Origin of the sequence: Pyxidicoccus sp. MSG2 (assembly GCF_026626705.1) — a bacterium.
In the GTDB taxonomy this organism is placed as follows: domain Bacteria; phylum Myxococcota; class Myxococcia; order Myxococcales; family Myxococcaceae; genus Myxococcus.
In genome coordinates, this window is record NZ_JAPNKC010000001.1 from 5,170,692 (window position 1) to 5,196,627 (window position 25,936).

Below are 25,936 nucleotides of genomic sequence, written 5' to 3' on the forward strand. Positions count from 1 at the left end.
CCTCTCCCGTCACTCGTGGCGGAGCGCTTCCACCGGGTCCAGGTTCGCCGCCCGCGCCGCCGGCCAGATGCCGAACAGCAACCCCACCGTGGCCGCGAAGCCCACGCCGAAGACGACGGTGAGCGGCTGCACCGCCGCAGCCAGCGGCGTAATCATCGACACCGTGTACGCCAGCCCCAGCCCCGCCAGCGTGCCGATGGTGCCGCCCAGCGCGGACACGCTCGAGGCCTCCATCAGGAACTGGAGGATGATGGTGCGTTTGCGCGCGCCCAGCGCCCGCCGCACGCCAATCTCCCGCGTCCGCTCGCGCACCGACACCAGCATGATGTTCATGATGCCGATGCCGCCCACCAGCAGCGTGATGAAGCCCACGCCCGTGGCCGCGCCGTAGAGCGCGCCGGTGAGCTGCTTGTACATGTTGGCCAGCTGCTCCGGCCGGTTGATGGCGAAGTCGTCCCCCAGCTCGGGGGGCGTGTTGCGCTCGCGGCGCAGCACAGGGGTAATCGCGTCCTGCACGTCGAGCACGTGGTCCGGCGAGTCCACCGCCACCGCGATGTTGGGCGACTGCCGCTTGCCGAAGTGAGAGAGGAAGGTGCGGTAGGGCACCATCACCACCAGGTCCTGGTTCTCTCCGAGGATGGTGCCCTTGGCCTCCAGCGTCCCCACCACGCGGTAGGGCTTGCCCTCCAGGAGGATGCGGTGGCCGATGGGGTTGATGCTGGGGAAGAGCGAGCGGACGACTTCCGCGCCGATGACGGCCACCGAGGAGCGCTGGTCCAGGTCCGCGTCGGTGAGGAAGCGCCCGCTGTCCACGACGAAAGAGGACACGGTGGAGTAGTCCGGCGTGGTGCCGACAATCGTCACCGAGGCCATCTTCCGGTCCAGGAAGCGGCCCTCCACGCGGTCGAAGTAGATGGGCGCGGCGGCCAGCACGTGCTCGGACGCGGCGACGATGGGGCCCACCAGGTCCGCGGACAGGTCCTTGCGGTTGCGGTACTCCCACCAGTTGCCGCCCATCGTCCACGGGAACTTGGAGATCTGCAGCGTGTTGGCGCCAATCTGGGAGAGCTGGTCGTCGAAGGAGCGGTTGATGCCCTGGATGATGCCGACGATGGCCAGCAACGTGCACACGCCCACGCCAATGCCCACCGTCGTCAGCACCGTCCGCAGGCGATTGGAACGGAGCGAGAACAGGGCAATCCGCCCGCCCTCCCACACATCGACCCGGAAGCTCACGTGTAACCCTCTCCGCCGGTACTCCGTTGCGCCCCGAGCACACACTCCCGGCGGGCACCCTGGCTACGCGCCAGCCAACGGGTGATTGCATGCGGCATTCCCCAGGGCAAATGCCCGGGGTCCGGATCCGCTTCACGCAGAGGAGGATTCCCAGGGTAGGACACCCCGGGCCCCGGCGTCCGGCCACCCTCCGCCACGCGGCCGTCACCCGGCCCACGGGATCTCCGGAGAAGTCGGGCCCCCGGAATGCACCAGGACTCAGCGCCCGGCCACCTTCCGCCACGCGGCCACCAGCGCCGCCGCCGCCCGGTCCACCTGCTCGCCGGTGGTGTCGGGCCCCAGGGACAGGCGCACCGCGCCCAGGGCCTCGGGCTCGGGGAGGCCCATGGCGCGCAGCACCGGTGAGGCGGACTCGCCGCCCTCATGGCAGGCCGAGCCGGTGGACGCCGCCACCTCCGGCGCCGCCGCCAGCACGTCGGTGCCCCGCACTCCCGGGAAGCGCACGTTGAGGGTGTTGGGCAACCGCTCGGTGGGATGGCCGTTCAGCGCCAGCCCTGGCACCTCCGCGCGCAACCGTTCCCACAGTCGCTCGCGCAGCGCCACCTGGGCCGCGGTGCCCCGCGCCAGCCTCACGCGGGCCAACTCACACGCGGCGCCCAGGGCCACGGCGTAGGGCACGTTCTCCGTCCCCGGCCGCAGGCCCCGCTCCTGCCCGCCGCCGAGCACGAAGGGCCGCAGCGGTGTGCCCGGCCGCACGTACAGCGCGCCCACGCCCTTGGGGGCGCGCAGCTTGTGGCCCACCAGCGTGAGCAGGTCCACGCCGAGCGCCTCCACGTCCACCGGCACCTTGCCCACCGACTGCGCCGCATCCGTGTGCACGGTGGCGCCGTGGCGGTGGGCCCGTGCCGCCACTTCGGCCACCGGCTGGAGGACGCCCGTCTCGTTGTTGGCGTGCATCAGCGTCACCAGCGCGGTGTCCGCGCCCGCCGCGTCCAGGGCGCGCGCCGCGTCCTCCACGCGCACGCGCCCGTCCGCGTCCACCGGCAGCCACGTCACGCGCCAGCCCCGCCACTCCAGCGTGTCGCAGGGCAGCTTCGTAGCGGGGTGCTCAATCACGGAGGTAAGGACGTGCCGCCGCTCCGCGCGGGCCTCGGTGGTGCCGCGGATGGCGAGGTTGTTGGCCTCGGTGCCACCCGAGGTGAAGAGGATGTCCCCGGGCTTCGCGCCGATGAGGGCCGCCACCTTCGCGCGGGCCTCCTCCAGCGCGGCGCGGGCCCTACGGCCGTAGGGGTGCCCGCTGGAGGGATTGCCGAACTCCTCGCGCAGGTACGGCAGCATCGCGTCCACCACCTCCGCGTCGACGGGGGTGGTGGCATTGTGGTCCAGGTACAGCGGGCGCTCGGGAGGGCTCATACGCCCCGCAGGATTACGGAAGGACGGTGGCCGTGTCGCCCTCCAGCGACATGTGGACGAACACTTCGTTGGGATGAACGCTTTCCTCCTCGAGGAGGTCCGACCCGTCCACCCGCGCGAACAGCAGGGACACGGCGGCCAGTGCTCGGTGTGATGACGGCATGGCCGCTCCTCTCGTGTGGGACTGCGTGCGGTGAAGTGCTGGGGACCGGAGCAGGACGGACGCTCCGGTCCACCGGACAGGCTTCGGCTCTCCGCGGCTCAGGGGAGCACGGAGACGGAGTCCCCCTGGATGCGGACGTTCAGCTTCGCCTCGTTGGAGTGGGCGGTGCCCTCCTCGATGATGTCCTGCTCGTCCACGCCCACGCGGAACGTGTACGCGCCGTCGGTGAGGTCGGTGATGTCAATCCACTGGCAGGGGATGTCCGCGAGGTAGATGTCCGACCAGCCGGGGGAGATGCTCATCCGCTCGGCGGCGAGGAGGAAGGGCGCGGCGTCCGAGCACTGGCGGTGGTAGTCCACCAGGTAGAAGCCCTGCTTGCGGCCCTGGACGACGTCGTGCCCTTGCGCGTCGCGCAGCGCGTACCCGGCGAAGTTCGTCAGGTGGTCGTGCCCGTGGCACTCGTCGAAGACGTAGAGGTCCGGCCGCTCGTCCACGTTGGGCACGCTGGCGATTGCGCTGCCCAGGTTGACGATGGAGGTGCTGAAGCGCAGCAGGCGCCGCTCACCGCCGGCTGCCACGCAGCCCTCCAGCACCTCGCACGCGTCCGCGGCGAAGGTGCGACGCTCCACGTACAGCGAGCGCGCCAGCACGTCCGCGTCCACGGTGAGGTCCGGCTTGCCGTTCTCCGGGTCCAGCTGGAGGTTGCACGCCGACACCGCGGGCAGGTGCGGCGGGGCCGTGGGCGTGGCGGGCACCGAGCCCCCGCCGTAGATGGCCACGCGTCCGGCGGGGCCCGAGACGAGGCCGGCCGGCGGGGCCGCGCCCACCACCAGGTCATCGAAGCCATTGCCGTCCAGGTCGCCCGGCGCCAGCACGGCGAAGCGGTGGAAGCCCTCGTACCCGGAGGGCAGGCTGTCCGCGCGAGGCCAGGCCCAGACGGGCTTCAGCTCGGCGGAGACCGCCTGTGCCGGGGAGAAGAAGTAGAGCCGGCCGTCCGCGCCCATCACGAAGTCGTTGCGATGGCCGTCTCCGTCCAGGTCCCCCACCGACACGGTGGCCGCGGTCGAGCCGAGCAGCGAGAAGACCGGGTCCGCCATCGCCGACCAGATGGGCGTGGCCGCATAGCCTCCCTGCGCCTGCGCATCCGACAGGTGGAGGTTCATCGAGCCACCGCCCGGGCTCTGGAAGCGCTCCGGCTTCCCGTCGCCGTTCATGTCGGAGAGGAGGGACATGGTGCGGGACACCACGCTCCAGGTGGGCCCCGTCGAGAGCGAGCCATCACACGGGTACGCGCTGTCCGCCTTGCACCCGCGGAAGAGGCCGTAGGTGTCCCCGCTGATGAGGATGACGTCCGCCGCGCCGTCGCCGGTGAGGTCCCCCACCCGCCGCACGCTGGTGGAGAAGAGGTTGTTCGTGCGGGTCTGCAGCGTGAAGGGCCCCGTCTCCGCGCCGGGCGTGGCGCGGAACACGGACACCAGGGTCTGCCGCAGACTGACCACGTCATCGAGCCCATCCCCGTTGACGTCCGCGAGCACTGCGTTGTTGTAGACGCCCCCGCCCGGCACCACGAACAGCGGCTCCGCGAATACCTGCGACAGGTCCGCGCGGCCCTTGAAGACGAGCGCGCCGTACTGACCGGCGACGAGCACGTCCGCGTATGCGTCTCCGTCCACGTTGCCGGTGGACACCACCATCTGGTTGCCCCGGGTGGCCGCGCTGGCGTTGCGCCAGTTCATCACCGTGGTGAGGGGCTGCTTCGTGAAGTACGGCGCTTCGCCCGCGAAGATGGACACGCGGCCCGGGTCTCTCGTGGTGGTGAGGCACGGCGGCGCGGCGACCACCAGGTCCTTCTGGCCATCGCCATTCAGGTCCCCCAGCGCCACGGAGCGGCCGAAGCAGCCCGCCGTGTACCCGGGGTCGAACTTCACTTCCCACCGGGGGACATCGGAGAGCACCGGGCCCGCATCCCCGGGCCCGGCGTCGGGCTCACCGGCGTCGGGCTCGCCGGCATCCGGCGCTCCGGCGTCCGGCTCGCCGGCGTCCGGCTCGCCGGCATCCGGCTCACCGGCATCCGGCGCTCCGGCGTCATCGGGGATGCCGGCATCGGTTCCGGCATCGGGGGTGGGGTCGGGGTCGTCCGGGCAGGCGGTGAGCGTCGCCGCCAGGAGCGTAGAGAGGATGAGTGCTCGAAAAGGTCGCATGGAAGCGGTCCTCGTGTGTCACGTGGAGAACGTCGCACGAGGCCCGGCCGTGCTGCGCGACGCGTGCGGCAAGTTACGCGCACTCGGGGCCGTGCCTTCCAGATGTTTGCGGCATGAAGGGCATCGAGCGCCGCGAGCCCCTCTCGTGCGACGTCCGTCACCGCCGCCCGTGTACGGAAAATCCACGAGGGGGTTGCGACGGTGAAGGACCGGGCGGCTCGCTCCCCACGACTGGAGAGGCAGACGAGCAGCCTGCCGTTCGGGGTGATTGGCCTCGGCCGGGAGCATCCCCACCTTTGCTCCCGGCGCCCGTGTCCCGGGCGACCTTCGCGCCACATGGCTCCGTCCGCCGCCACAACCTCCGCCGACGCCCTGTCCGCCGCGCTGCCCGCGTTCACCCGTGCACAGAAGGTCTTCACGATGCTGGGGGCGCTGCTCGGGCTGCTGCTCGCGGCGTTGGACCAGACGATTGTCGCGACAGCGGGGCCGTCCATCCAGGCGGACCTGCACATCCCCGCGTCGCTCTACGCGTGGCTCACCACGGCGTACATGGTGGCGTCCACGATGATGGTGCCGGTGTGGGGGAAGCTGTCGGATTTGCTGGGCCGGCGCGCGGTGCTGGCGGTGGGCATCCTCATCTTCCTCGCGGGCAGCTTCCTGTGCGGGGCGGCCCGGTCCACGGTGGCGCTCATCATCTTCCGCGCGGTGCAGGGGCTGGGCAGCGCGGCGCTCTTCACCGCGGCGCTCGCAGTGGTGGCGGACCTCTTCGAGCCTCGCGAGCGCGGAAAGTACCAGGGCCTCTTCGGCGCCGTGTTCGGCCTGTCGAGCGTGGTGGGCCCGCTGGTGGGCGGCTTCATCACCGACCACTTCGGCTGGCACTGGGTGTTCTTCATCAACCTGCCGGTGGGCGTGGTCGCGCTGTCGCTCGTGCTGCTGCGCATGCCGAAGCTGCGGCCTCCGGGCGTGGCACGCGGAGGGCTGGACCTGCGCGGCGCGGGCTCGCTCGCGCTGGCGGTGGTGCCACTGTTGCTGGCGCTGAGCCTGGGGCGGAGTGGCGGCGGGGATTGGGCGTGGGGCTCGTGGCGAATCCTGGGCCTGCTCGCGCTGGCCGGGGTGGGCACGGCGCTGTTCCTCCGGGTGGAGACGCGCGCCAGGGAGCCACTGCTCGACTTGAAGCTGTTCCGCCTGCGGGCCTTCAGCACGGCGAACGTGGCGGTGTTCATCATCGGCGCGGCGTTCCTGTCGGGCGTCGTCTTCCTGCCCCTGTTCATGGTGAACGTGGTGGGGCTGTCGGCGACGCGCTCGGGGCTGACCATCATGCCGCTGACGCTGGGCGTGGTGGCGGGCAACGTCCTCAGCGGACAACTGGTGGCGAAGCTGGGGCGGTACAAGGTGCTGCTGCTCGTCTCGCTCGGGCTGCTGATGGTGGGCTTCGCGGTGATGGGCTTCACGCTGACGCCCGAGTCCACCCAGGCCGAGGTGACGGCGAAGATGGTGCTGGTGGGCCTGGGCCTGGGGCCGTCGATTCCGCTCTACACGATGGCCATCCAGAACGCGGTGCCTCCGCAGCGCATTGGCGTGGCCACGTCGGCGGCGACGTTCTTCCGGCAGCTCGGGATGACGCTGGGCGTGGCGCTGCTGGGCACGGTATTCGCGGCCACGCTGTCACGCGAGCTCGGCACGCGTCTGCCCGAAGCGACCGCGGGACTGCCGGAGTCGGTACGGGCCCAGGTCGCGGTGACGGTGCCGGGAGCGAGCGGCGAGGACAGCGCGCCGGGCGAGGGCTTCCAGGGCGAGGCGGTGAAGGCACGCCTGCGCACGGAGTTCGCCACCGAGCGCCGCGAGGTGGGAGAGGCGGAGCGTGCGCGAGTGGATGCGGAGGAGGCACGCGCGCTGGAGTCGGTGGACCGGGCCCACCAGGCGATGAAGGAGTCCTTCACGCGCGGCGTGTCGGCCGTGTACCGCGTCGCCATCCTCATCGCGCTGCTGGCGTTCCTGGTGACGCTCTTCCTTCCGGAGCAGCCCTTGCGGCGGGGACGCGGGCCCGCGCCGGCGGAGTGACTCAGGCGGCGGTGAGCGCCTGGGAGTCGGCGGTGGCCGCGAGCGAGTAGATGCGCACGGGCATCCCCACACCCTTGAGCGCGTGCTGGCCCAGGTCTCTCGTGCCGCCCCGGAAGTTCGAGACGAAGGCCTCGGACAGGAGCACGGGCTCGTTGAGTGAGGCGCACAGCCCGCCAATGCGGCTGGCGAGATTCACGGCCGGGCCGATGACGGTGAAGTCCAGCCGGTCCGTCGCGCCGATGTTGCCGTACATGACGTCGCCCACGTGGAGCGCGGCGCCGAACTCGTAGGCAGGCAGGCCCTTGCGGAGGCGCTCGGCGTTGTCGCGGGTGCTGGCGGCCACGGCCTCGCGGATGGTGCGCGCGGCGGCCTCGCAGCGCTCCTCCACCGGCGAGGCCGCGTCGATGCGGAAGATGGCGAGCACCGCGTCGCCCATGAACTTGAGCACCTCCGCGCCGTGCGCGTGGAAGGCGCCCACCATGGTCTCGAAGTACGCGTTGAGCAGCTCCAACACCACGTCGCGCGGAAGGGCGTCCGACAGCGCGGTGAAGCTGCGCAAATCACTCAGGCAGATGACGGCGGAGGTCGTCTCGCCGTCGCCCCGGCGGATCTGCCCCTGGAGGATGCGCCGGCCCGTGTCGCGGCCCAGGTACGTGTCCAGCAACACGCCCGTCATGTCCTTGCGCGCGAGGACTTCCAGCACGAGCGCCAGCAGCGGGTGCAGCCCATGGAGCAGCGTGAGGTGCGCGTCCGAGAAGCCGCCGGGCACGGAGGTGGCCCAGGAGACGGCGTGCCGCGCGCCATCGCTGAAGCACACCGGCAGCGCGAGGTAGTCGGTGAGGCCGTCCGCGCGCAGCTCGGCGAACATCGGGAAGTCATCCGGCGCGGGCGGTTCCTCCAGGCGGCGGTGGATGCCGGGCGAGCCGTCGAGCAGCGACTTGAAGGGGCTGAGCGCGAAGCCGGGCAGGTGCTGGAGCCCGTGCGGGTGCATGTCCGTGGAGGCCCGCTGTCCGGGGCGCCAGCGGTGGCTGCGGGCGTGCAACAGCGGGTGCAGGGTGAACAGCGAGATGGACGCGCGGGCCAGCGGGACGCCCTGCGCGAGCAGACGCTGGCAGAGGCCCTCGAGCAGCACGGCCGGGCTCTCCACGCTCCGCGCTTCCGACACGAGCCATCCCGCGACGTCCGGGCCCGTTACGGTCTGCTGTCCGCGCATCATCCGCGAGTCTCCGGCATTCGCTGTCACGGTGGCCCCCAACCCGACGGAGACCGCCGCCAGAACTGCCTCATTGTTCCACCGAACCGACCCGCGTGCGAGCGATGCGGGCCGGCTCAGGGGAGCCAGGCAGGCAGGCGCCTCCCGGAATGCCGGGAGGACCGGGACTTCAGTGCGCCGAGGCCTTCGGCGGCATCGCCGCGGGCGCACCGGAGGGCGGCGCGGGAGGCTCCGGACGCACGAGCGTGCCCGGCATCTCCGCGAGCGCGTACGTCAGCCACGCCACCGCGGCGGTGCTGCGCGCCAGGTCCTGCGGGTCCACCTTGTCCAGCGTGTCCGCCATGGTGTGGTGCACGTCGAAGTAGCGGCTGCTGTCCACCTCCACACCGAAGAAGGGCACGCGCGCGGAAACCATGGGGCTGATGTCCGCGCCACCCGCCTCGCGCGTGGAGAAGTTGGACGCGCCCAGCGCCACCAGCGGCGTCAGCCACGGGCGCACCAGGTCCTGGCCGCCCGCGCCCGCGCGCAGGCTGATGCCCATGGGCCGGCCACCGCCGGAGTCCATCTCCATCGCGCCCACGTGCTTGGACAACTCCGCGGCGTGGGCCTCCGCGTACGCACGCCCACCGCGCAGGCCGTTCTCCTCGTTCATGAAGAGCACCACGCGCACGGTGCGGCTCGGTGCCTTGGGCAGCTTCGCGATGAGGCGCGCGGCCTCCATCACCATGACCACGCCGGCGCCGTCGTCATGCGCGCCGGTGCCCACGTCCCACGAGTCCAGGTGCGCGCCGATGAGGACGATTTCCTGCGGCTTCTCGCGGCCGCGAATCTCGGCGATGACGTTGGAGGAGTCCGCGTCGGGCAGCTCGGAGCAGCCGAGCACCAGCTTCACGCGCACGGAACCGCCCGCGAGCATGCGGTGGAGCTGGTCCGCTTCCTCGGTGGTGATGGCGGCGGCGGGGATGCGCGCCTCGCCGTCCTCGAAGCGTGTGGAGCCGGTGTGCGGCGTGCGCAGGGACGCGGTGGCCAGCGAGCGCACCAGCGCGCCCACGGCGCCGGCCTTGGCGGCGGCGGCGGGCCCACGGCCTCGCAGCCCGGCGAAGCGGCCGTAGTCGGCGGCCACGGACATGGTGTGGTTGAAGAAGACAATCTTCCCCTTCACGGAGTCACCGAGCGCGGCCAGCGCGTCGAGCGACGTCACCTCCACCACCTCGGCGGTGAGGCCCTCGGGGGCGGTGGGCGGACTGCCGCCCAGGGCGAGCAGCGTGAGCGGGTGTCCGCGCGTGCGCTCCGAGGCGAGCACCTCGCCGCGCTCCTCGCCGCGGACCCAGCGCGGCACCTTGACGGGCTCGGTCCACACCTTGACCCCGTCGGCCTTGAAGCTGCGCACGGCCCACTGCACGGCGGCCTCGGCGGCCTCGGTGCCGGACAGGCGCGGGCCGATGCCGTCGGTGAGCTCGGCGAGGCGCGCGTAGGCCTGGCCTTGCGTGAGCGCGGGGCCGATGAGCTGGTCCGCGGTGGCCTGTGCATACGCGGGCGCGGCGGGCTTGATGAAGGCGGCCGGGGGACGCATGGGCGGAGGGAGGGTGGGCTTCGCGGCAACGGCCGGCGCCGCGCCCGAGAGGAGCTGGAGCGCGAGGGAGGCAGGCAGGACGAAGGAAGCGACGGGCAAGGGGACCTCCAAGGAGGCGCCCACTCTCCGCAAGTCACCGGGTGCTCGCAAGCGAGATGGCCTTCGCGCACGGTGTGCGCAAATGACGGCTGGCCGGGAAGCGGGGGTGCGAGGAGCTTGGGAATCCCAGGGGCCACCGCGCGCCGAGAGGGGGAACGCGGCGCGCGGGGCTCAACTGGGACTTCCACGGCGGTGCTGCTTTTGGGGGAGGCATTCACCGCCGCCGCGTCTCACTCCGAAGAGGAAACGTGTCAGGCACTCTGAAGGCCCTTCGAGCGAGCGTCAAGCACCCTCCCCCTCCAGGCGCACAAACGAACAGATTTGGTTCCAAATTGCGGGAACTTTACACCCGGAGTGTTTGCGGGGCTTCAATGGGCAGCATTCTCTGAGTGCAAACAACCTGATCAACGCGGCCAGACATGAAACAGGAGCCCTGTCGGGGGCCGTGTTACAGCCCGTCCGTAGGTGAGCCATGCCCTCGACCCTGACGCGGCGGCCGCAAGCGACGGCCTTCAGCATTGAGGACCTGCTGGACCGGGTCCGGCGCGGAGAGGTGCGCATCCCCGAGTTCCAGCGCCCGCTGAAGTGGACGGCGGAGGATGTACGCGACCTGTTCGACAGCGTGTACCGGGGGTATCCCATTGGCACGCTGCTGTTCTGGAAGCGCGAGGCGCCTGCTGCGAGCGTCAGCTTCGGGCCGGTGCGCATCGACGCGCCGTCCTCGAGCCAGGCGCTGTGGGTGGTGGACGGACAACAGCGCATCACCGCGTTGACGGGGGTGTTGCTCCACCCCGCGGACGCGGCCCCTGATGGCTTCGCCCTCTTCTACGACCTGGAAACGGAAGAGGTCGTTTCCCAAGCCAACGGTGAGTCCCCCCCCCACTGGCTGCCGCTGAGAGTCGTTCTGGACAGCGAGCTGCTGCTGGAGTGGCTGGACCGCTATCCAGGACGCGCGCAGAACCCGGAGCACACGCGGCGGGCCATCCGCATCGGCAAGGCCATCCGCGAGTACCAGGTTCCCGCCTACGTCGTCGAAGACGCGGAAGAGAAATCCCTTCGCATCATCTTCAAGCGTCTGAATACGGCGGGAAATCCTCTCAGCCAGACCGAGGTCTTCAATGCGTTGTATGGAGGCACGGCGGGTTCGCGCCCCACTTCGCTGCAAGGACTTGCGGAAGACCTGCGAGCACTCGGCTTTGGAACGCTGACCGAGTCCATGATGCTCAGAGCGGTCCTCGCGGTGCGGGGACTCGACTTCACCCAGGACTTCCAGGGGCAGCTCCGTGAGGAAGATGACCTGACGGAGACGCTTCAGGCCACGCAGCGGGCACTCCAGAGCACCATCGTCTTCCTCAAGCGTGACGCGGGCATTCCGCACCTCCTGCTCCTGCCCGAAGACATCTCCTTCTACCTGCTTGCCCGGTTCTTCCACCTGCATCCCGAGCCCTCGCCGCGCTCGCGCGAGCTGCTGGCCCGCTGGCTCTGGCGGCGCGCCACTGCATCCGTCAGCAATCTCCTCATCCCTCAAGGCGCCGCCCTGTCGTTCGACGCCTCGGACGAAGAGCGCACCGTCCAGGAGCTCCTGGCACAGGTCCCCGCTCGGCCAGGGCCGTTGGAGCAACAGCTCCCGAGCTTTCGATTCTTCGCCCTCGACACCGTCATGGGAGTCGTCGACGCGAATGCGCTGCTCTCGCTTCACCCCAGGCACCTGTTGACGGGGGCGCCGTTGGACGTGGCCGCCATGCTCGAGGAAGCAGGGCGGTCCGCCTTCCATCCCATCCTCCCCAACACGCTGACGCTCCAGCCGCAACAAACCGCATCGATGCCGCTCGTGCAGCTGACGGTGGCCAACTACCTCTTCCACCCTCCGCAGCCAGACACTGACGCCGGGGGTGCGCTCCAGACCGAACACACACCAGGCCCGGAGACTCTCGCAAGCCACGCCCTCACCCTGGAAGGCATCAGGCTCCTCCAGGAGAATCAGCATCGAGACTTCCTGCTCATGCGACTGGACGCCTTGAACGCGGTCACCGTTTCCTTCCTGAAGGCACGCACGCGCTGGGACGAATCGGACCGTCCCTCCCTCCAATCACTCATCGTCGACGACGAGGAGGACTGACGTGGAACCCGCGAGCACCACGGCCGGAGTCCTCGACGTCCACCTCGGTGACGTCCACGTCGGCACGCTGACGCTGCTCGCGGACGAGCGCATCGAGTTCGTCATCTCCGAGGAGTACCGGCAGCGCTACCCGCGTCCCGTGCTGGGCCAGTCCTTCGAGGACGACCTCACGCGCCGCCAGGTGAGCCGGATGCGGCTGCCGCACTTCTTCTCCAACCTCCTGCCCGAAGGCCCCCTGCGCGAGCTCATCGCCGAGCGCGAGCACGTCTCCCGGCAGCGCGAGTTCTTCCTCATCGCCAGGCTGGGCGAGGACCTGCCCGGCGCCATCGTCGTCCGTCCCTCCGGTGTGCTCTCCCTCGTGGAGCCGGGCCCCCTCGAGGAGACCCCGTCGTCCGGCGGCCCCACGGAGGAGGAGCACCTCCGCTTCTCGCTCGCGGGCGTGCAGCTCAAGTTCTCCATGCTGCGCAAGGACCGGGGAATGACGCTTCCCACGGAAGGGCGCGGCGGAGATTGGATCGTCAAGCTCCCGGACAATCGCTATGACCACGTCCCCGAGAACGAATACTCGATGATGACGTGGGCCCGCGCCGTCGGCATCACCGTGCCCGAGATGCGGCTGGTGAAGGTGACTGAAGTCGAAGGACTTCCCGAGGGAATCCCCCTGCGCGAGAACCTCGCCTACGCCATCCGCCGCTTCGACCGCCCCGAGCCCGGCCGCCGCATCCACATGGAGGACATGGCCCAGGTGCTCGGCCTGTACTCCGACGAGAAGTACAAGAAGTTCAACTACGAGACCGTCGCCAACGTCATCCTCAAGGTCGCTGGCCTGGATGCGCTACACGAGTTCCTGCGCCGGCTCGTGTTCATCGTCGCCATCGGCAACGCGGACGCCCACCACAAGAACTGGTCGCTGCTCTACCCGGATGGCACGCGCGCCGTGCTGTCACCGGCCTACGACCTCGTCTCCACCATCCAGTACATCCCCAATGACGTGCTCGCGCTGAACCTCGCGAAGTCCAAGCGCTTCGAGGACGTCTCCCTCGACAGCTTCGAGCGGCTCGCCCGGAAGCTGGGGCTCTCCCCCGACGACGTGCTGCCCGTGGTGAAGGCCACCGTGAGCGCCACGCTCGACACGTGGTCTTCCCTCCACCCCGACCTCCCCCTGTCCGCGGACAGCAAGCAGCGCATCGAAGCTCACTGGAAGCGAGTCCCCCTGCTCCAGGGCACGCCATGAACCCCGAGGCCTTCTTCACCCTCTACAGCGACCTGCCTCAGTTCGGACCCGGCAGTGCCGCGTGCACCCTCGAAGCGCTGAAGCGACTTCCCACCCTGCCCCCGTCTCCCCGCGTGGTGGACGTGGGCTGCGGCTCCGGAAGACAGACGCTCGTGCTCGCCGAAGCGCTGCGCACCCGCATCCTCGCGGTGGACCTGCACCAGCCCTATCTCGACCAGCTCGAACGCGACGCCCGGGCCCGCAGGCTGGACGCCTTCATCGAGACACGTCAGGCGGACATGGCCGCGCTCGATGTGCCCGCGGGCTCCGTGGACCTGCTCTGGTCCGAGGGCGCCATCTACCACCTGGGCTTCGGCCCGGGCCTGCGCCGCTTCCGTCCGCTGCTCGCGCCCGGCGGACTCGCGGCCGTCACCGAGTGCACCTGGCTCACCGATGCCCGCCCCGCCGAGGCCGCCCGCTTCTGGACCGAGGGCTACCCCACCATGGGCACCACTCCGGAGAACCGCGCCACCGCCGAGGCCGAGGGCTACGAGGTGCTCGACACCTTCACCCTCCCCCACTCCGCGTGGTGGGACTACTACACGCCACTGCTCCAGCGCATGGAGCGCCTGCGCCCCACGGCGGCCCCCGCCCTGCGTGAGGTCTTCACCGCCACGGAGGAGGAAATCGCTCTCTTCCGCCGCCACGGCGACAGCTACGGCTACGTGTTCTACCTGCTGCGCAACCGGAACACCTGAGCGCTCGCGGTTGCGAGCGCCACCTGAGCGCTCGCGGCCCCCCGCAAGTCCAGACGTCAGGGTTTCCCGCATTCTCATACGCAGTCGTGCGGACCCCGGCACCATGTGGTGCACGGACGCCTCCCGGCGCACAGGCCCACCGCCACGCCAGGGGTCCGTGAATTCCGGACATGCAAATTTTCCAGAAATAGTGTCTATGTCCCGATCAGACCGTTGCAATCCCACTACACCTCGTTAGCCAAGAGCCGGAGTTCCCCCCGTCGGCTCTGCTGCACCTCCCCCCAAGGGACGCATGTCGATAGCGCATCGAGCTCACCGCTTCTTCGAGCTCTCCCCCGAGCCCCTCATCGTGCTCGCCTCTGATGGGCGGCTGCTCGAGGCCAACGCCGCCTGGTGCCGCCTCGTGGGCTGGTCCCTCGAAGCCCTGACCCATCAGCCCACCCGCGGCTTCATCCACCCCGACGACGTCGAAGCCCTGGACTCCCGCCTGAAGGCACTCCTCGCCGCCGGAGGCCATGCCGACCTCGCCTGTCGTTGGCGCTGCCAGGATGGCACCTGGAAATCATTGTCATGGAGCATGTCCGCCAGCGCGGGAGGCGACGAGGTCTACTGCATCGTCCGCCCGCTGGACGCGCCGCCCTCGGTGGAGGCCGCCCTCCACCGCTCGGAGCAGAACTTCCGCAGGCTCATCGACACCGCGCCCGAGGGCATCTTCGTCCACCGCGACAACCGCTTCATCTACGCCAACCCCACCCTGCTCCAGGCGCTCGGCTATGCACATGCGGACGAGCTCATCGGCCAGTCCATCTGGGGCATCGTCCACCCGGATGACCTGGAGCTGGTGCGCCAGCGCGTGCGCACCGCCGTCGGCGGCGAGCTGGCCCCGCTGCGGGAGATTCGCTACCTGCGCAAGGACGGCACCTCGTACGACGCGGAGAGCGTGGGCATCCCCGTCGAGTTCGACGGCGAGAAGGCCGTGGTGGTGATGTCCCGCGACGTCACCGAGCGCAAGCGCGCCCACACACAGCTCCTCCAGAACGACCGCATGGTGCTGGCGGGCACGCTCGCCGCGGGCGTGGGCCACGAAATCAACAACCCGCTCACCTACGTGATGGCCAACCTGGACTCGGCCATGGAGGCCATGGCGCGGCTCGGCGGAGAGCTGACGCTGTCCGTCCCCGACGGCCCCGGCACCGTGGCGTGGAGCACGACGCTGCGCGAGACGGAGGCGCTGCTCAAGGAGGCCCAGGAAGGCGCCACGCGCGTGCGCAACATCGTCCGGGACCTCAAGTTCATCTCCCGCCAGGACGCGGAGCGGCGCGAGCCGGTGGACGTGCGCGAGCCGCTCGACTTCTCCGTCAACATGGCGTCCAGCGCGCTGCGCCACCGCGCCCGGCTCATCAAGAAGTACGAGCCCGTGCCCACCGTGTACGCCGACGCGTCCCGCCTGGGGCAGGTCTTCCTCAACCTGCTGGTGAACGCCGCCCAGGCCATTCCCGACGGCAGCGCCGAGGAGCACCACATCACCGTCTGGGTCCGCCCCGGGCCCTCCGGGATGGTGGCCGTGGACGTGAGCGACTCGGGCACTGGCATTCCGCCCGACGTGCTCCCGCGCATCTTCGACCCGTTCTTCACCACCAAGCCCGTGGGCCAGGGCACGGGGCTGGGGCTGTCCATCTGCCACAGCCTCATCCGCAACCTCGGCGGCGACATCACCGTCCACAGCGAGCAGGGGAAGGGCACGACGTTCACCGTACTCCTGCCCACCGCGCCCGAGAGCCCCCGCCCCGCCGCGAAGCCGGCGGAAGCGCCCGCGCCCGCGCCCGACACCGAGCACCGGGGACAGGTGCTGGTGATTGACGACGAGCCCCCCGTGGGCCGCTCGCTCGCGCGCATCCTCGGCGCCGCGCACAAGGTCACCGTGGTGAACAGCGGCGAGGAGGCCCTCGCGGCGCTCACCTCCGGCACGCCCTTCGACGCCGTCTTCTGTGACTTGATGATGCCGGGCATCTCCGGGATGGATGTCTACGAGCGGGTGCGCGAGGCTTCACCCGACCTGTCCCGGCGCTTCATCTTCATCACCGGCGGCTCCTACACCGCCCGTGCGCGACAGTTCCTCGAGCGGGTACCCAACCGGCAAATCGAGAAGCCCTTCGACGTGGGCTTGATTCATCAGTTCCTGGGTGAAGTGCTCGGGGCGCGGTAGGCCCCGAGGTGGTCTGTCCTCGAAAGGAGAAGTCTTTTGATTGGCGGCGGATTCGTCATCGATGCTGTAACGCACGCGTACAACCTCGACCCATCCAACTACCGCGCCGGCAAATATGCGGCGTCGCTCGCGCAGCTCATCTGGGGGCTGCACAGCGGCCTGTCGGGCGACACCCACCGCGTGCCCGAGGAGAAGCGCTTCCTCAAGAACTGGTCCGTGCAGGAGCTGGCCCACATCCTCTTCGTAGAGAGCGGCATCGACCTGGCCGTGCACCACGTGCTGCCACTGCAGACGCTCTATGGCGACGGGCTGTGCTCGTACGAGAAGACGCTCGAAATCAAGAAGCGCTACCCGGACCGCTTCCTCGTCTACGCCGGCGTGGACCCGCTGCGCGGCACCGCGGCGCTGGACGATTTGGAGAAGCAGGCCGAGGAGCTGAAGCCGAGCGGCCTGAAGCTCTACCCCGCCGCGTGGCTGGGGGACTCGTTCCGCCACACCGGCTGGCGCATGGATGACCCGAGCATCGCGTTCCCCCTCTTCGAGCGCGCGCGCAAGCTGGGCATCAAGAACCTCGCCGTCCACAAGGGCCTGCCCATGGGCGCCGTCCCGCTCGAGCCCTACAAGGTGGATGACATTGGCGGCGCGGCGGATGCCTTCCCGGACCTCAACTTCGAAATCGTCCACGGCGGCATGGCCTTCCTGGACGAGACGGGGATGCAGCTGTCGCTGTTCCCCAACGTGTATGTGAATCTGGAAGTCACGGGCGCGCTCATCGTGAAGCGCGAGCGCTGGTTCGCCGAGTCCCTCGCCGCGCTGCTGAAGTGGGCGGGCCCGGCCAAAATCATGTGGGGCTCCGGGACGGTGTTCTGCCACCCGCAGCCTGCGCTCCAGAAGTTCTGGCACGACTTCCAGTTGCCGGACGACCTGGTGAGCGTGGCGGGCATGCAGGTGACGCCCGAGGTGAAGCGCATGATTCTCTGCGACAACTACGCCCGCTACGCGGGAGTGGACGTCGAGGCCGTCAAGGCGCGCATCGCCAACGACACCTTCTCCAAGGCGCGCGCGAAGGGCGACGTCGCGCCCTACAGCTACCAGGCGGGCCTCCATGACTGAGCACGAGCTGCGCGCGCGCATCCAGGACATCCCGGACCCGTGCAGCCTCGCCACCGGCGTGCCGCTGGGCATCGGTGAGATGGGGCTGATTCAGTCCGTGGCGTGCACGGAGGGGAAGGTGACGGTGCGCCTGCACATCACCTCGCCCATGTGCATGATGGCCGCGTACTTCATGCGCGAAATCGAGCAGCGCCTCACCGGCCAGGAAGGCGTCGCGTCCGTCCACGTGGAGTTCGACCAGGAGCTCCAGTGGACGCCCGGGGACATCCAGCCCGAGGCGCGCGAGCGGCTCGCGGCGAAGCGGATCACCATGCTCGGCGGCCGGCTGCTTTCACGCGACGCGGCGAAGCCCGAGCGCGTAACCGGCTGATTTCAGGCATGTAGGGAATGTGGCGGCGGGAATCGCACAGGGATGACGCAACTCCCCGTGCGATCCTGCGACAATTCCTCCACAGGTACACTTCTTCCAACATCTCCTGCCCCCGGAGCCCCCATGAATCCCATTCAGCGCGGCCGTCAACTCATCTCCAATGTCGCCAGTGGCACCGGGAAGGTGCTCAACAAGGCGCAGGACGCCGTCAGTGACGCCGCCGGGGCGGTGAAGAACACGGTCGTCGCGGGTGGCCGCGCGGTCGGCAACGCGGTGGACGGCTTCGAGAACACCGTCGCCAAGGGCGCGCAGGCGGTGGGCGGGGTGTTTGGCTTCGGCAACCAGCCGGACCGCGTGCACGACGGCAAGTTCGTGGGCGCGGGCGGGCAGACCTTCTCTCCCGACACGCCGCTGAGCCAGATTCCGGCCGTCACGCCGCGCAACAACCCCAACCCGACGCAGACCATCCTCTACGTGAACGGCATCAACACGTCGAAGGATGCGCAGGCCAGCAGCCTGCAGTCCATCGCGGACACCAGCGGGGCGCGCGTCATCGGCATCCACAACGCCACCGAGGGCATGGCCGCGGACCTGGCCCAGTGCGTGAAGGACAAGCTGGACAAGGGCCACAACCCCGCCGTGGATACGCTGGCGGACACGCTCTACAACGAAATCAAGTCGGGCCGGGACGTGCATCTCATGGCGCACAGCCAGGGAGGCCTCATCTCCAGCCGCGCGCTGGGTGACGTCTACAAGCGGCTGCGCATTGAAGATGGGATGAGCCAGGGCGATGCCCAGAAGATGATGGGCAAGATCAGCGTGGAGACGTTCGGCGCGGCGGCCATGCACTACCCGGACGGCCCCAAGTACGTGCACTACGTGAACCGCGCGGACCCGGTGCCCAGCCTGTTCGGCCTCGGGCCGGTGGCGGACAAGTGGAACCCCGCGGTGGACGGCGGCAAGGGCTCGAAGGTGCACCACTTCACCGAGCCGCACCTCAACCCCATCGCCGCGCACGGCTTCGAGTCCGTGTACCTCCAGCACCGCGTGCCGTTCGACCAGGCGCGTGAGGGCAACTTCGGGCGCTAGGCCATGGCGACCGCACTGGGCAGTGGCCTCGCAGGCCTGTTGCGGTCCTGGGTCTCCGTCCTGGCCCCGGCCGCACCGGAGAACACGCCGCTGACGCGCGAGTCCGCGCGTCGGCTGGTGCAGGGCTTCCTCGGTGAAGAGGGCACTCCGCCGAGCGCCGGCATCAACGAGAAGGGCTTCGGCGGCATGTCCGCCGGCGGCGCGAGCGTCTACTTCGAGTGGCACGAGGAGTCCCAGTCGCTGGAGTGCAGCGCGCTGGTGTACCGCTTCCGCGAGCCTCCGAAGCCGGGCGTCATCGACGGCTTCCACGCGGAGGAGCGCGGAGGCACCGACGCCGGTGGCGGCACGGTGGACTACGAGCCGGAGAACCGCGGCCTGTTCCTCAGCCGCACGTACAAGCTGATGCCCACCGAGCGCGCGTTCGCGAAGGACATGCGCCGGTTGATGAAGACCAGCCTCAAGTGGGGCGACGAGGTGCTGGACCGCGTGGCCTCGCGCGTGTTCCACCCCGAGGAGCTTCAGGAGCAGGGCAAGCCGTGAGCAGGGCGACGCGGTGTTGAGCCGCGTCGCTTCACACGGGTTTCACGTCGACGAGCATCCGTCGCACTGAGTGGGGCGGCACGGTCCTGGACCGCGTCGCCCCACGCGCGTTTCCGGGGACCTACAGCACGCGCCGCACGAGCTGCGGGAACACCTTGGACACCTTGCCGAGCAGGTAGTCGCCGTAGGTGCCCTGGAAGGCGTGGACACTGGCGCCGTCCCAGCGACGGGCGCGGTCCTCGTCCACGTCGGCGCTGGCGGCGCGAGGCAGGGGCTTCACCTCGGCGGCGAAGTCCGGGTCGAAGAACAGCGGGAAGGACAGCCGGTCCCTGCCGCTGACGTTCTTCACGCGGTGAGGCGTGGAGCGGTACCACCCACCCGTCATCCGGTCGAGCATGTCGCCGATGTTGCACACCAGCGTCCCGGGCAGCGGCGGCGCGGAAATCCAGCCGCGCGGCGTCTTCACCTGCAAGCCCCCGTGGACGTCCTGCGCGAGCAGCGTGAGCAGGCCGTAGTCGGTGTGCTCGCCCACGCCCCAGCGCTCCTCGCCATCCGCCGGCGCGGGCTCCGCGGGGTAGTGGAAGATGCGGAAGAGCACGGTGGGCTCGGCGGTGTAATGGCGCCGGAAGTAGTCCGCTTCCAGGCCCAGGCTGAGCGCGATGCCCTCCATCAACGCGTGCGCCGCGCGGGTGACACCGTCCATGTAGTCGAGCGCGGCCTCGCGCAGCTCCGGCACCTCGGCGGGCCACAGGTTGGCACCGTGCAGCGGCCAGCCGGCCTTCACCCTCGGGTGCTCGCGGCCCAGCTCGGTGCCCAGGTAGAGCCCCTCCTTCCGGTCCGGACGTCCGGACGTCAGCTCTCCTCCGAGCGGGAACCAGCCCCGCCACGCGGCCCCGCCGCGCTCCATGGAGAGCGCCTGCTTCGCCGCTTCGGGGAGGGCGAAGAAGCGGTGGCTCTGGCGCTCCAGCCGCGTGAGGACGCTGTCGGAGACGCCGTGGCCGGTGACGTAGAAGAAGCCGCTGTCGCGACAGGCCAGCTCGATTTCGCGCGCCACGCTCGCACGCTCGGCGGTGCGGGTGGCATCGAACAGGGACGCCATGTCGATGACGGGCAGGCCGCCGGGTGCGGACTCGTTTCCAACCATGATGCGAGCCTACACGGGCCTGGACCCCAGGGGAGGCCGGCGCCAGAGTGCGCCGCGCCTTCATGCAGACTCCATCACCTTCGGACTCCTCCCACGCCGCCCTCAGCCCCGGACTGGTGTGGTTCATGGCCGCCGCGTCGGGCGCCACCGCAGCGAACCTCTATTACAACCAGCCGCTGCTCGGAGACATCGGCCGCGAGCTGGGCGCCTCGGGCAGTGCGCTCGGGCTGGTGCCCACGCTGACGCAGGTGGGCTACGCGGCGGGGATGCTGTTCATCGTCCCGCTCGGGGACAGCCTGGAGCGGCGGCGGGTCATCGTCACCATGTCCGCGCTGGTGACGCTCGCGCTGGTGGGCGCGGCGCTGGCACCCACCCTGCCCCTGCTGGTGTTCGCGAGCTTCGCGGTGGGGGCCACCACTGTCATCCCGCAGCTGCTGATCCCCTTCGCCGCGCACCTGGCACCGGCGGCCCAGCGTGGGCACGTGGTGGGCACGGTGATGAGCGGATTGCTCATCGGCATCCTCCTGTCGCGCACGGCGGCGGGCTTCGTGGGCACGCACCTGGGGTGGCGGGCCATGTTCTGGATTGCGGCGGGGCTGATGCTCGCACTGGGCGGAGTGCTGCGCTTCGTCCTGCCGGCGCAGCCGCCCATGGCGGAGATGCCGTACCTCGCGCTGCTGCGCTCTCTGGGACACCTGACGCGCACCGAGCCCGTGCTGCGGCTGCACTCACTGCTGGGCGCGCTCACCTTCGGCGCGTTCAGCGTCTTCTGGTCCACGCTCGCGCTCTATCTCCAGAGCCTGCCGGAGCACTACGGGCCGCAGGTGGCGGGCCTCTTCGGCGCGGTGGGCGTGGCGGGCGCGCTGGCCGCGCCGCTGGTGGGGCGCTACGCGGACGCGCGGGGGGACCGGCGCATCAACGCGTTGGGCATCGCGGTACTGCTCCTGTCCTTCGTGTTGATGTGGCCGCTGGGGCGGTGGCTGTGGGGGATGGCGCTGGGCGTGGTGCTGCTGGACCTGGGCACGCAGGCGAACCAGATCTCCAACCAGACGCGCGTGTACTCGCTGAGGCCCGAGGCGCGCAGCCGGCTCAACACCGTCTACATGGTGACGTACTTCGCGGGCGGCGCGGGAGGCTCGTGGCTGGGCACCACGGCGTGGACACATGGAGGCTGGACGGGCGTGTGCGCCGCGGGCGCCGCGCTGTGTGTCATCGCGCTGCTGTCGTTGTGGCGCGGCTCATCGCGCCTGTCACCGGACGCGGCGCGGAGCTGAGCGCCAGTCCTCGCGGCAGATGGCCCAGCGCTCGTGGTCCCTCCAGCGGCCGGCGACCTTGAGGTAGCGGGGTGAGAATCCCTCCAGCCTGAAGCCAGCCCGCTCTGCCAGCGCCTTCGACGCGGCATTGTCGGGCTGGATGTTGGCTTCCACGCGGTGGAGCTTCAGCGTGCGGAAGGTGTACGCGAGGACGAGCTGTAACGACTCAGACATGAGCCCGCGTCCCTGGAAGCCGTGGACGGCCCAGTAACCCAGGTAGGAATTCTGGAAGCCGCCCCGGAATATCTGACTCAGATTGAAGGCGCCGATGAAGTGTCCGGACTCGCGCTCACAGGCGAGGAGGGCTTCGAAGTCGTCCCGCTCGTTGCGCTGGAGATACGCCTCGAACGCCTCGCGAGTGGTGGGCGGCGCCACCCAGGGCCGGTGGAAGGCGCGGCTCGTACGGGTTGCCGCGAGGAAGGCCTCGCGGTCTTCCGCGTGAGGCGCCCGCAGCACGACTCGAGGACCCTTGATGAGAATGCGCCGTTCGCCGCGCGTCGCCGTCTGACGCCTTGTTGCCATCCGTGCTGCCTCCGTGGAGACAGCCCATACTACCCGCCTACGTCGCACACATTGGACAACGCGTGCGCACGGTCTGGCGCATCGTGAAGGCTGGCGTCGCGTGGCCTACTTCTTCCCCACGGTCAGCACCAGCTTCCCGCGCCCGTGCCCCGAGTCGAGGATGCGGTGCGCGTCGCCGACCTTCTCCAGCGGCAGCACGCGCTCCACCAGCGGCTTCATCTGCTTGCGCTCGAGGAGGACGGACATTTCCTCCAGGCGGCGCCGCTCTCGGGTGAGGAAGACACCGTGCAGCGTGAGGTTGCGCGGATAGAAGGCGGACACGTCTCCATTGAACCCAAGGATGGTCGCGAGCCGCCCACCCGGCCGCGTCGCCGGAAGGCTGGGAATCATGTTCTTGCCCGCGGTGTCGAACACCGCATCCACGCCCTGCCCACCCGTCTCGCGCAGCGCAATCTGCGCCGGGTCCTCGCTCCGGTAGTTGATGACCACGTCCGCGCCGAGCTTGCGCAGCGTCTCCAGGTTGTCCGGACCGGAGGTGGCCAGCACGCGAGCCCCCAGCGCCTTCGCAATCTGCACCGCGAACGAGCCCACGCCGCCCGCACCACCGTGGATGAGCACCGTCTCCCCGACGCGAAGCTGCATCCGCCGCACCAGCGCATCCCACGCGGTGCCTCCGGCCAGCGGGACGGCGGCGGCCTCCTCATGCGAGAGGCTCGGCGGCTTCTTCGCGATGATGCTCGCGGGAACGAGGTTGAACTCCGCGTAGGTGCCATGCGGGTTGCCGAAGATTTCCGGCGTGTAGAAGACCTCGTCGCCGGGCTTGAAGTCGGTGACGCCCGGGCCCACCTGCTCGACGACGCCCGACGCGTCGTAGCCGATGACGGAGGGGAGCTGGATGCCCGCCCACGTCCCGTCCTGGCGCAGCTTCGCGTCCACGGGATTCGTGCCGGAGACGATGACCCGGACGAGCACCTGTCCGGGGCCAGGCGTGGGCATCGGAACATCGCGAACTTCGAACAGCTCGGGCCCGCCGAAGCGGGGAAGGACCATGGCTCGCATGGGCGCGGGATTAACCGGGTACACCGGAACGGGCAATGCCGCGTCAGGCCAACCGTCCAGGGTCCGACGGCTCAGCCGTGGAAGGAACGTTCATTCCACCTCGGTCAGCCTCCGGGGCGAGCCGAGCGTGGAAGGAACGTTCGTTCCACTTCAGCACCTCGCCCGGAGCGAGCCGGACGTGGAAGGAACGTTCGTTCCACCTCACCCCTCGCCCGGAGCGAGCCGGACGTGGAAGGAACGTTCGTTCCACCTCACTCCTCGTCCGGAGAGCCGGGCGCGAACGGAACGTTCGTTCCACCTCCCCCTCGCCCGGGGCGAGCCGGGCGCGGAAGGAACGTTCGTTCCACCTCACTCCTCGCCCGGAGAGCCGGGCGCGAACGGAACGTTCGTTCCACCTCCCCCCTCGCCCGGGGCGAGCCGGGCGCGGAAGGAACGTTCGTTCCACGTCAGCCAGCCTCCGGGGGACTGAGGACGACCTGCTCCTTCCGCATTTCTCCCCCGGGCGAGACCGGATGGAATCAGCTCGCCCCGGGCTGCGGCTTCGCCTCTGGCGTCAGCACCACCAGGAGCTGCCGCGCGGCGACCTGGCTGCCCACGGTGACGTTCACTGCCTCCACCGTGCCCGCCACGTCCGCGACAACCTGGAACTCCATCTTCATGGCCTCCAGCACGGCGAGGACCTGTCCCGCCTTCACGGCCGCACCTGCCTGTGCATCCACGCGCAGGATGCGCCCGTCCATCGGCGCCACGAGCCGGCCACTCCCCGCGCCCTCCGACTTCGACGGCGGGCGGAACGTCACGTCGGACACGGCATGCGCACCGTGCCCCAGGTCCAGCCAGAGCGTGTCCCCAGCCCGCGTGTAACGCGCACGCCCGCGTGCGCCAGAGACGGCGTAGTCCAGCACCCCCTCCGCCATCCCGAGGACCGCGAGGTCGAACGTGTCACTGCCCACCGCGACCTCGTACCGCTCCTGGGCCACCGGTCGCACCGTGACGTGCTCCTCACGCTCCCGACTCGCGAGCTTCAGCCTCACCGGATGCGAGGTCTGCGTCGTGCTCCAGTTCACCAGCGACGCGTCCAACCCGGCCTCACGCGCAAGCGTCAGCGCCTCCGCATGGAACAGCGCCGCGCCCGCCAGGGCCAGCTCCTTCGCATGCGTCCGATACAGCGCCTCCAGCGTCACGGCCTCCGCATATTTCGGGATGAAGCCCGTGTCGTACTCGCCCGAGCTGAACGCCACATGCCCGAGCACCCACAGCAGCAGGCTCTTGTTCGTCGTCACACCGAACACGGTCAGCTCATGCAGCGCCTCCACGAGCCGCCGTCGCGCCGTCTCGCGGTCCGGCCCGTGCGCAATCACCTTCGCCTGCATCGAGTCATAGAAGGGCGGGATGTCCTGCCCCTCGCGCACGCCGTAGTCGATGCGCACTCCCTCGCGCGCCGGCAGCCTCCACGCCAGCAGCCGCCCCGTCTGCGGCGCGTAGTTGTTCGCCGGGTCTTCCGCGCAGAGGCGGACCTCGATGGCGTGCCCCGACCACGACACCTGCTCCTGCGTCAGGGGCAGCCGCTCACCCGCCGCGACGCGGAGCTGCCACTCCACCAGGTCCAGCCCGGTAATCGCCTCCGTCACCGGGTGCTCCACCTGGAGGCGGGTGTTCATCTCCATGAAGTAGAACTCGCCACTCGGCGCGAGCAGGAACTCGATGGTCCCCGCGCCCCGGTAGCTGATGGCCCGCGCCGCCGCCACGGCGACTCCACCCATGCGCGCGCGCAGCTCGGGGCTCACCGCGGGGGACGGGCTCTCCTCCACAATCTTCTGGTGCCGGCGCTGCACCGAGCAGTCGCGCTCGCCCAGGTGCACCACGTTGCCGTGCTCGTCCGCGAAGACCTGCAGCTCCACGTGGCGTGCGCCGATAACGGCCTTCTCCAGGATGAGCTCTCCGCTCCCGAAGGCATTCGTCGCCTCCGAGCGCGCCGAGCGCAGCGCGTCCCGAAGTTTCGCCGCCTCGTGCACGAGCCGCATGCCGCGCCCGCCGCCACCGGCCGCCGCCTTGACCATCAGCGGGAAGCCGATGCGCTCTCCCTCCTTCGCCAGCGCCTCGTCATCCGCATCGGTGGCCTCGTAGCCGGGAATGCAGGGCACGCCGGCCGCGAGCATCCGCAGCTTCGCCTGCCGCTTGTTCCCCATCAGCGAGATGGCCTCGGCCCCCGGACCGATGAACGTCACCTCCGCGTCCCGACACGCGCGAGCGAACTCCGCGTTCTCCGAGAGGAAGCCATAGCCCGGGTGAATCGCATCCGCGCCCGACGCCTTCGCCGCCGCGATGAGCTTCTCGATGACGAGGTACGACTCCTTCGCGGGAGACGGGCCGATGGGCACCGCCTCATCCGCCGCGAGCACGTGTGGCGCCGCGCGGTCCGCCTCGGAGAACACCGCGACGGTGCGGTAGCCCAGCCGCTTGCAGGTCCGAATCACCCGGACGGCAATCTCGCCCCGGTTGGCGACGAGCACCTTCTTGAATCGCTCCAT

At 70.0% G+C, this 25,936-nt stretch carries 20 protein-coding genes; 10 read left to right on the forward strand and 10 right to left on the reverse strand.

Annotated elements, in window-relative coordinates; genetic code table 11:
* Window positions 1-9: 9 nt before the first annotated feature.
* From OV427_RS20050 to OV427_RS20065, 4 genes are all read right to left on the reverse strand, one after another.
* Complete coding sequence (locus tag OV427_RS20050) at window positions 10-1,236, reverse strand: ABC transporter permease (RefSeq protein ID WP_267857734.1); 1,227 nt, start codon at window positions 1,234-1,236, stop codon at window positions 10-12.
* Window positions 1,237-1,494: 258 nt separating this feature from the next.
* Window positions 1,495-2,649, reverse strand: a complete 1,155-nt coding sequence (locus OV427_RS20055) for a cysteine desulfurase family protein (protein WP_267857735.1) — start codon at window positions 2,647-2,649, stop codon at window positions 1,495-1,497.
* A 13-nt stretch (window positions 2,650-2,662) separates the two neighbouring features.
* A complete protein-coding gene (locus OV427_RS20060) occupies window positions 2,663-2,812 on the reverse strand; it encodes a hypothetical protein (RefSeq protein WP_267857736.1) in 150 nt (49 codons plus the stop codon).
* A gap of 98 nt (window positions 2,813-2,910) precedes the next feature.
* The gene (locus OV427_RS20065) at window positions 2,911-5,013 is read right to left on the reverse strand and encodes a lysyl oxidase family protein (protein WP_267857737.1); all 2,103 of its coding nucleotides are present in this window, start codon (window positions 5,011-5,013) and stop codon (window positions 2,911-2,913) included.
* A 336-nt stretch (window positions 5,014-5,349) separates the two neighbouring features.
* Here OV427_RS20065 and OV427_RS20070 point away from each other — a divergent pair, with 336 nt between their 5' ends.
* Window positions 5,350-7,074 carry an MDR family MFS transporter gene (locus tag OV427_RS20070; protein ID WP_267857738.1) on the forward strand — a complete coding sequence of 575 codons (1,725 nt, stop codon included), beginning with the start codon at window positions 5,350-5,352 and terminating at the stop codon, window positions 7,072-7,074.
* A 1-nt stretch (window position 7,075) separates the two neighbouring features.
* Here the strand turns inward: OV427_RS20070 and OV427_RS20075 are convergent, their stop codons facing one another.
* Window positions 7,076-8,317 carry an adenylate/guanylate cyclase domain-containing protein gene (locus tag OV427_RS20075; RefSeq protein ID WP_267857739.1) on the reverse strand — a complete coding sequence of 414 codons (1,242 nt, stop codon included), beginning with the start codon at window positions 8,315-8,317 and terminating at the stop codon, window positions 7,076-7,078.
* A gap of 139 nt (window positions 8,318-8,456) precedes the next feature.
* Window positions 8,457-9,959 (reverse strand): M20/M25/M40 family metallo-hydrolase, encoded by a 1,503-nt coding sequence (locus OV427_RS20080; RefSeq protein ID WP_267857740.1) that lies wholly within the window; start codon window positions 9,957-9,959, stop codon window positions 8,457-8,459.
* A gap of 472 nt (window positions 9,960-10,431) precedes the next feature.
* Here OV427_RS20080 and OV427_RS20085 point away from each other — a divergent pair, with 472 nt between their 5' ends.
* The 8 genes from OV427_RS20085 to OV427_RS20120 all read left to right on the forward strand — a co-directional run bounded on the left by OV427_RS20085 (window position 10,432) and on the right by OV427_RS20120 (window position 19,367).
* Complete coding sequence (locus OV427_RS20085; protein WP_267857741.1) at window positions 10,432-12,078, forward strand: DUF262 domain-containing protein; 1,647 nt, start codon at window positions 10,432-10,434, stop codon at window positions 12,076-12,078.
* A gap of 1 nt (window position 12,079) precedes the next feature.
* Entirely contained in the window at window positions 12,080-13,312 is a 1,233-nt protein-coding gene (locus tag OV427_RS20090) for a type II toxin-antitoxin system HipA family toxin (protein WP_267857742.1), read from the forward strand.
* On the forward strand, window positions 13,309-14,049 hold the full coding sequence (locus OV427_RS20095; protein WP_267857743.1) for a class I SAM-dependent methyltransferase: 741 nt from the start codon (window positions 13,309-13,311) through the stop codon (window positions 14,047-14,049). Before OV427_RS20090 ends, OV427_RS20095 begins: the two co-directional genes overlap by 4 nt.
* Window positions 14,050-14,341: 292 nt before the next feature.
* Entirely contained in the window at window positions 14,342-16,255 is a 1,914-nt protein-coding gene (locus OV427_RS20100; protein WP_267857744.1) for a PAS domain S-box protein, read from the forward strand.
* A 36-nt stretch (window positions 16,256-16,291) separates the two neighbouring features.
* Window positions 16,292-17,368: an amidohydrolase family protein gene (locus tag OV427_RS20105; protein ID WP_267857745.1), complete on the forward strand. Its 1,077-nt coding sequence runs from the start codon at window positions 16,292-16,294 to the stop codon at window positions 17,366-17,368.
* Window positions 17,361-17,738 carry a metal-sulfur cluster assembly factor gene (locus tag OV427_RS20110; RefSeq protein ID WP_267857746.1) on the forward strand — a complete coding sequence of 126 codons (378 nt, stop codon included), beginning with the start codon at window positions 17,361-17,363 and terminating at the stop codon, window positions 17,736-17,738. The genes OV427_RS20105 and OV427_RS20110 overlap by 8 nt, the downstream gene beginning before the upstream one ends.
* Before the next feature lie 123 nt (window positions 17,739-17,861).
* Window positions 17,862-18,827, forward strand: a complete 966-nt coding sequence (locus OV427_RS20115; protein WP_267857747.1) for a hypothetical protein — start codon at window positions 17,862-17,864, stop codon at window positions 18,825-18,827.
* 3 nt (window positions 18,828-18,830) lie between these two features.
* Window positions 18,831-19,367: a hypothetical protein gene (locus tag OV427_RS20120; RefSeq protein ID WP_267857748.1), complete on the forward strand. Its 537-nt coding sequence runs from the start codon at window positions 18,831-18,833 to the stop codon at window positions 19,365-19,367.
* 121 nt (window positions 19,368-19,488) lie between these two features.
* Here the strand turns inward: OV427_RS20120 and OV427_RS20125 are convergent, their stop codons facing one another.
* Complete coding sequence (locus OV427_RS20125; RefSeq protein ID WP_267857749.1) at window positions 19,489-20,511, reverse strand: isopenicillin N synthase family dioxygenase; 1,023 nt, start codon at window positions 20,509-20,511, stop codon at window positions 19,489-19,491.
* A 125-nt stretch (window positions 20,512-20,636) separates the two neighbouring features.
* On the opposite strand from OV427_RS20125, the gene OV427_RS20130 reads away from it, so the two are divergent.
* Window positions 20,637-21,785 carry an MFS transporter gene (locus OV427_RS20130; RefSeq protein WP_324289973.1) on the forward strand — a complete coding sequence of 383 codons (1,149 nt, stop codon included), beginning with the start codon at window positions 20,637-20,639 and terminating at the stop codon, window positions 21,783-21,785.
* Here the strand turns inward: OV427_RS20130 and OV427_RS20135 are convergent.
* The 3 genes from OV427_RS20135 to OV427_RS20145 all read right to left on the reverse strand — a co-directional run bounded on the left by OV427_RS20135 (window position 21,762) and on the right by OV427_RS20145 (window position 25,936).
* Window positions 21,762-22,346, reverse strand: a complete 585-nt coding sequence (locus OV427_RS20135) for a GNAT family N-acetyltransferase (protein ID WP_267857750.1) — start codon at window positions 22,344-22,346, stop codon at window positions 21,762-21,764. The genes OV427_RS20130 and OV427_RS20135 overlap by 24 nt on opposite strands.
* Window positions 22,347-22,451: 105 nt before the next feature.
* Complete coding sequence (locus tag OV427_RS20140; protein ID WP_267857751.1) at window positions 22,452-23,405, reverse strand: zinc-dependent alcohol dehydrogenase family protein; 954 nt, start codon at window positions 23,403-23,405, stop codon at window positions 22,452-22,454.
* 518 nt (window positions 23,406-23,923) lie between these two features.
* On the reverse strand, window positions 23,924-25,936 hold the full coding sequence (locus tag OV427_RS20145) for an acetyl/propionyl/methylcrotonyl-CoA carboxylase subunit alpha (protein WP_267857752.1): 2,013 nt from the start codon (window positions 25,934-25,936) through the stop codon (window positions 23,924-23,926).

Bases quoted from the DNA above. Each gene is read 5' to 3' on its own strand.
- OV427_RS20125 (WP_267857749.1), bottom strand. From the start codon at position 20,511: ATGGTTGGAAACGAGTCCGCACCCGGCGGCCTGCCCGTCATCGACATG.
- OV427_RS20070 (WP_267857738.1), top strand. From the start codon at position 5,350: ATGGCTCCGTCCGCCGCCACAACCTCCGCCGACGCCCTGTCCGCCGCG.
- OV427_RS20130 (WP_324289973.1), top strand. From the start codon at position 20,637: ATGGCCGCCGCGTCGGGCGCCACCGCAGCGAACCTCTATTACAACCAG.
- OV427_RS20145 (WP_267857752.1), bottom strand. From the start codon at position 25,936: ATGGAGCGATTCAAGAAGGTGCTCGTCGCCAACCGGGGCGAGATTGCC.
- OV427_RS20100 (WP_267857744.1), top strand. From the start codon at position 14,342: ATGTCGATAGCGCATCGAGCTCACCGCTTCTTCGAGCTCTCCCCCGAG.
- OV427_RS20055 (WP_267857735.1), bottom strand. From the start codon at position 2,649: ATGAGCCCTCCCGAGCGCCCGCTGTACCTGGACCACAATGCCACCACC.
- OV427_RS20110 (WP_267857746.1), top strand. From the start codon at position 17,361: ATGACTGAGCACGAGCTGCGCGCGCGCATCCAGGACATCCCGGACCCG.
- OV427_RS20065 (WP_267857737.1), bottom strand. From the start codon at position 5,013: ATGCGACCTTTTCGAGCACTCATCCTCTCTACGCTCCTGGCGGCGACG.
- OV427_RS20060 (WP_267857736.1), bottom strand. From the start codon at position 2,812: ATGCCGTCATCACACCGAGCACTGGCCGCCGTGTCCCTGCTGTTCGCG.
- OV427_RS20115 (WP_267857747.1), top strand. From the start codon at position 17,862: ATGAATCCCATTCAGCGCGGCCGTCAACTCATCTCCAATGTCGCCAGT.
- OV427_RS20135 (WP_267857750.1), bottom strand. From the start codon at position 22,346: ATGGCAACAAGGCGTCAGACGGCGACGCGCGGCGAACGGCGCATTCTC.
- OV427_RS20095 (WP_267857743.1), top strand. From the start codon at position 13,309: ATGAACCCCGAGGCCTTCTTCACCCTCTACAGCGACCTGCCTCAGTTC.
- OV427_RS20120 (WP_267857748.1), top strand. From the start codon at position 18,831: ATGGCGACCGCACTGGGCAGTGGCCTCGCAGGCCTGTTGCGGTCCTGG.
- OV427_RS20085 (WP_267857741.1), top strand. From the start codon at position 10,432: ATGCCCTCGACCCTGACGCGGCGGCCGCAAGCGACGGCCTTCAGCATT.
- OV427_RS20140 (WP_267857751.1), bottom strand. From the start codon at position 23,405: ATGCGAGCCATGGTCCTTCCCCGCTTCGGCGGGCCCGAGCTGTTCGAA.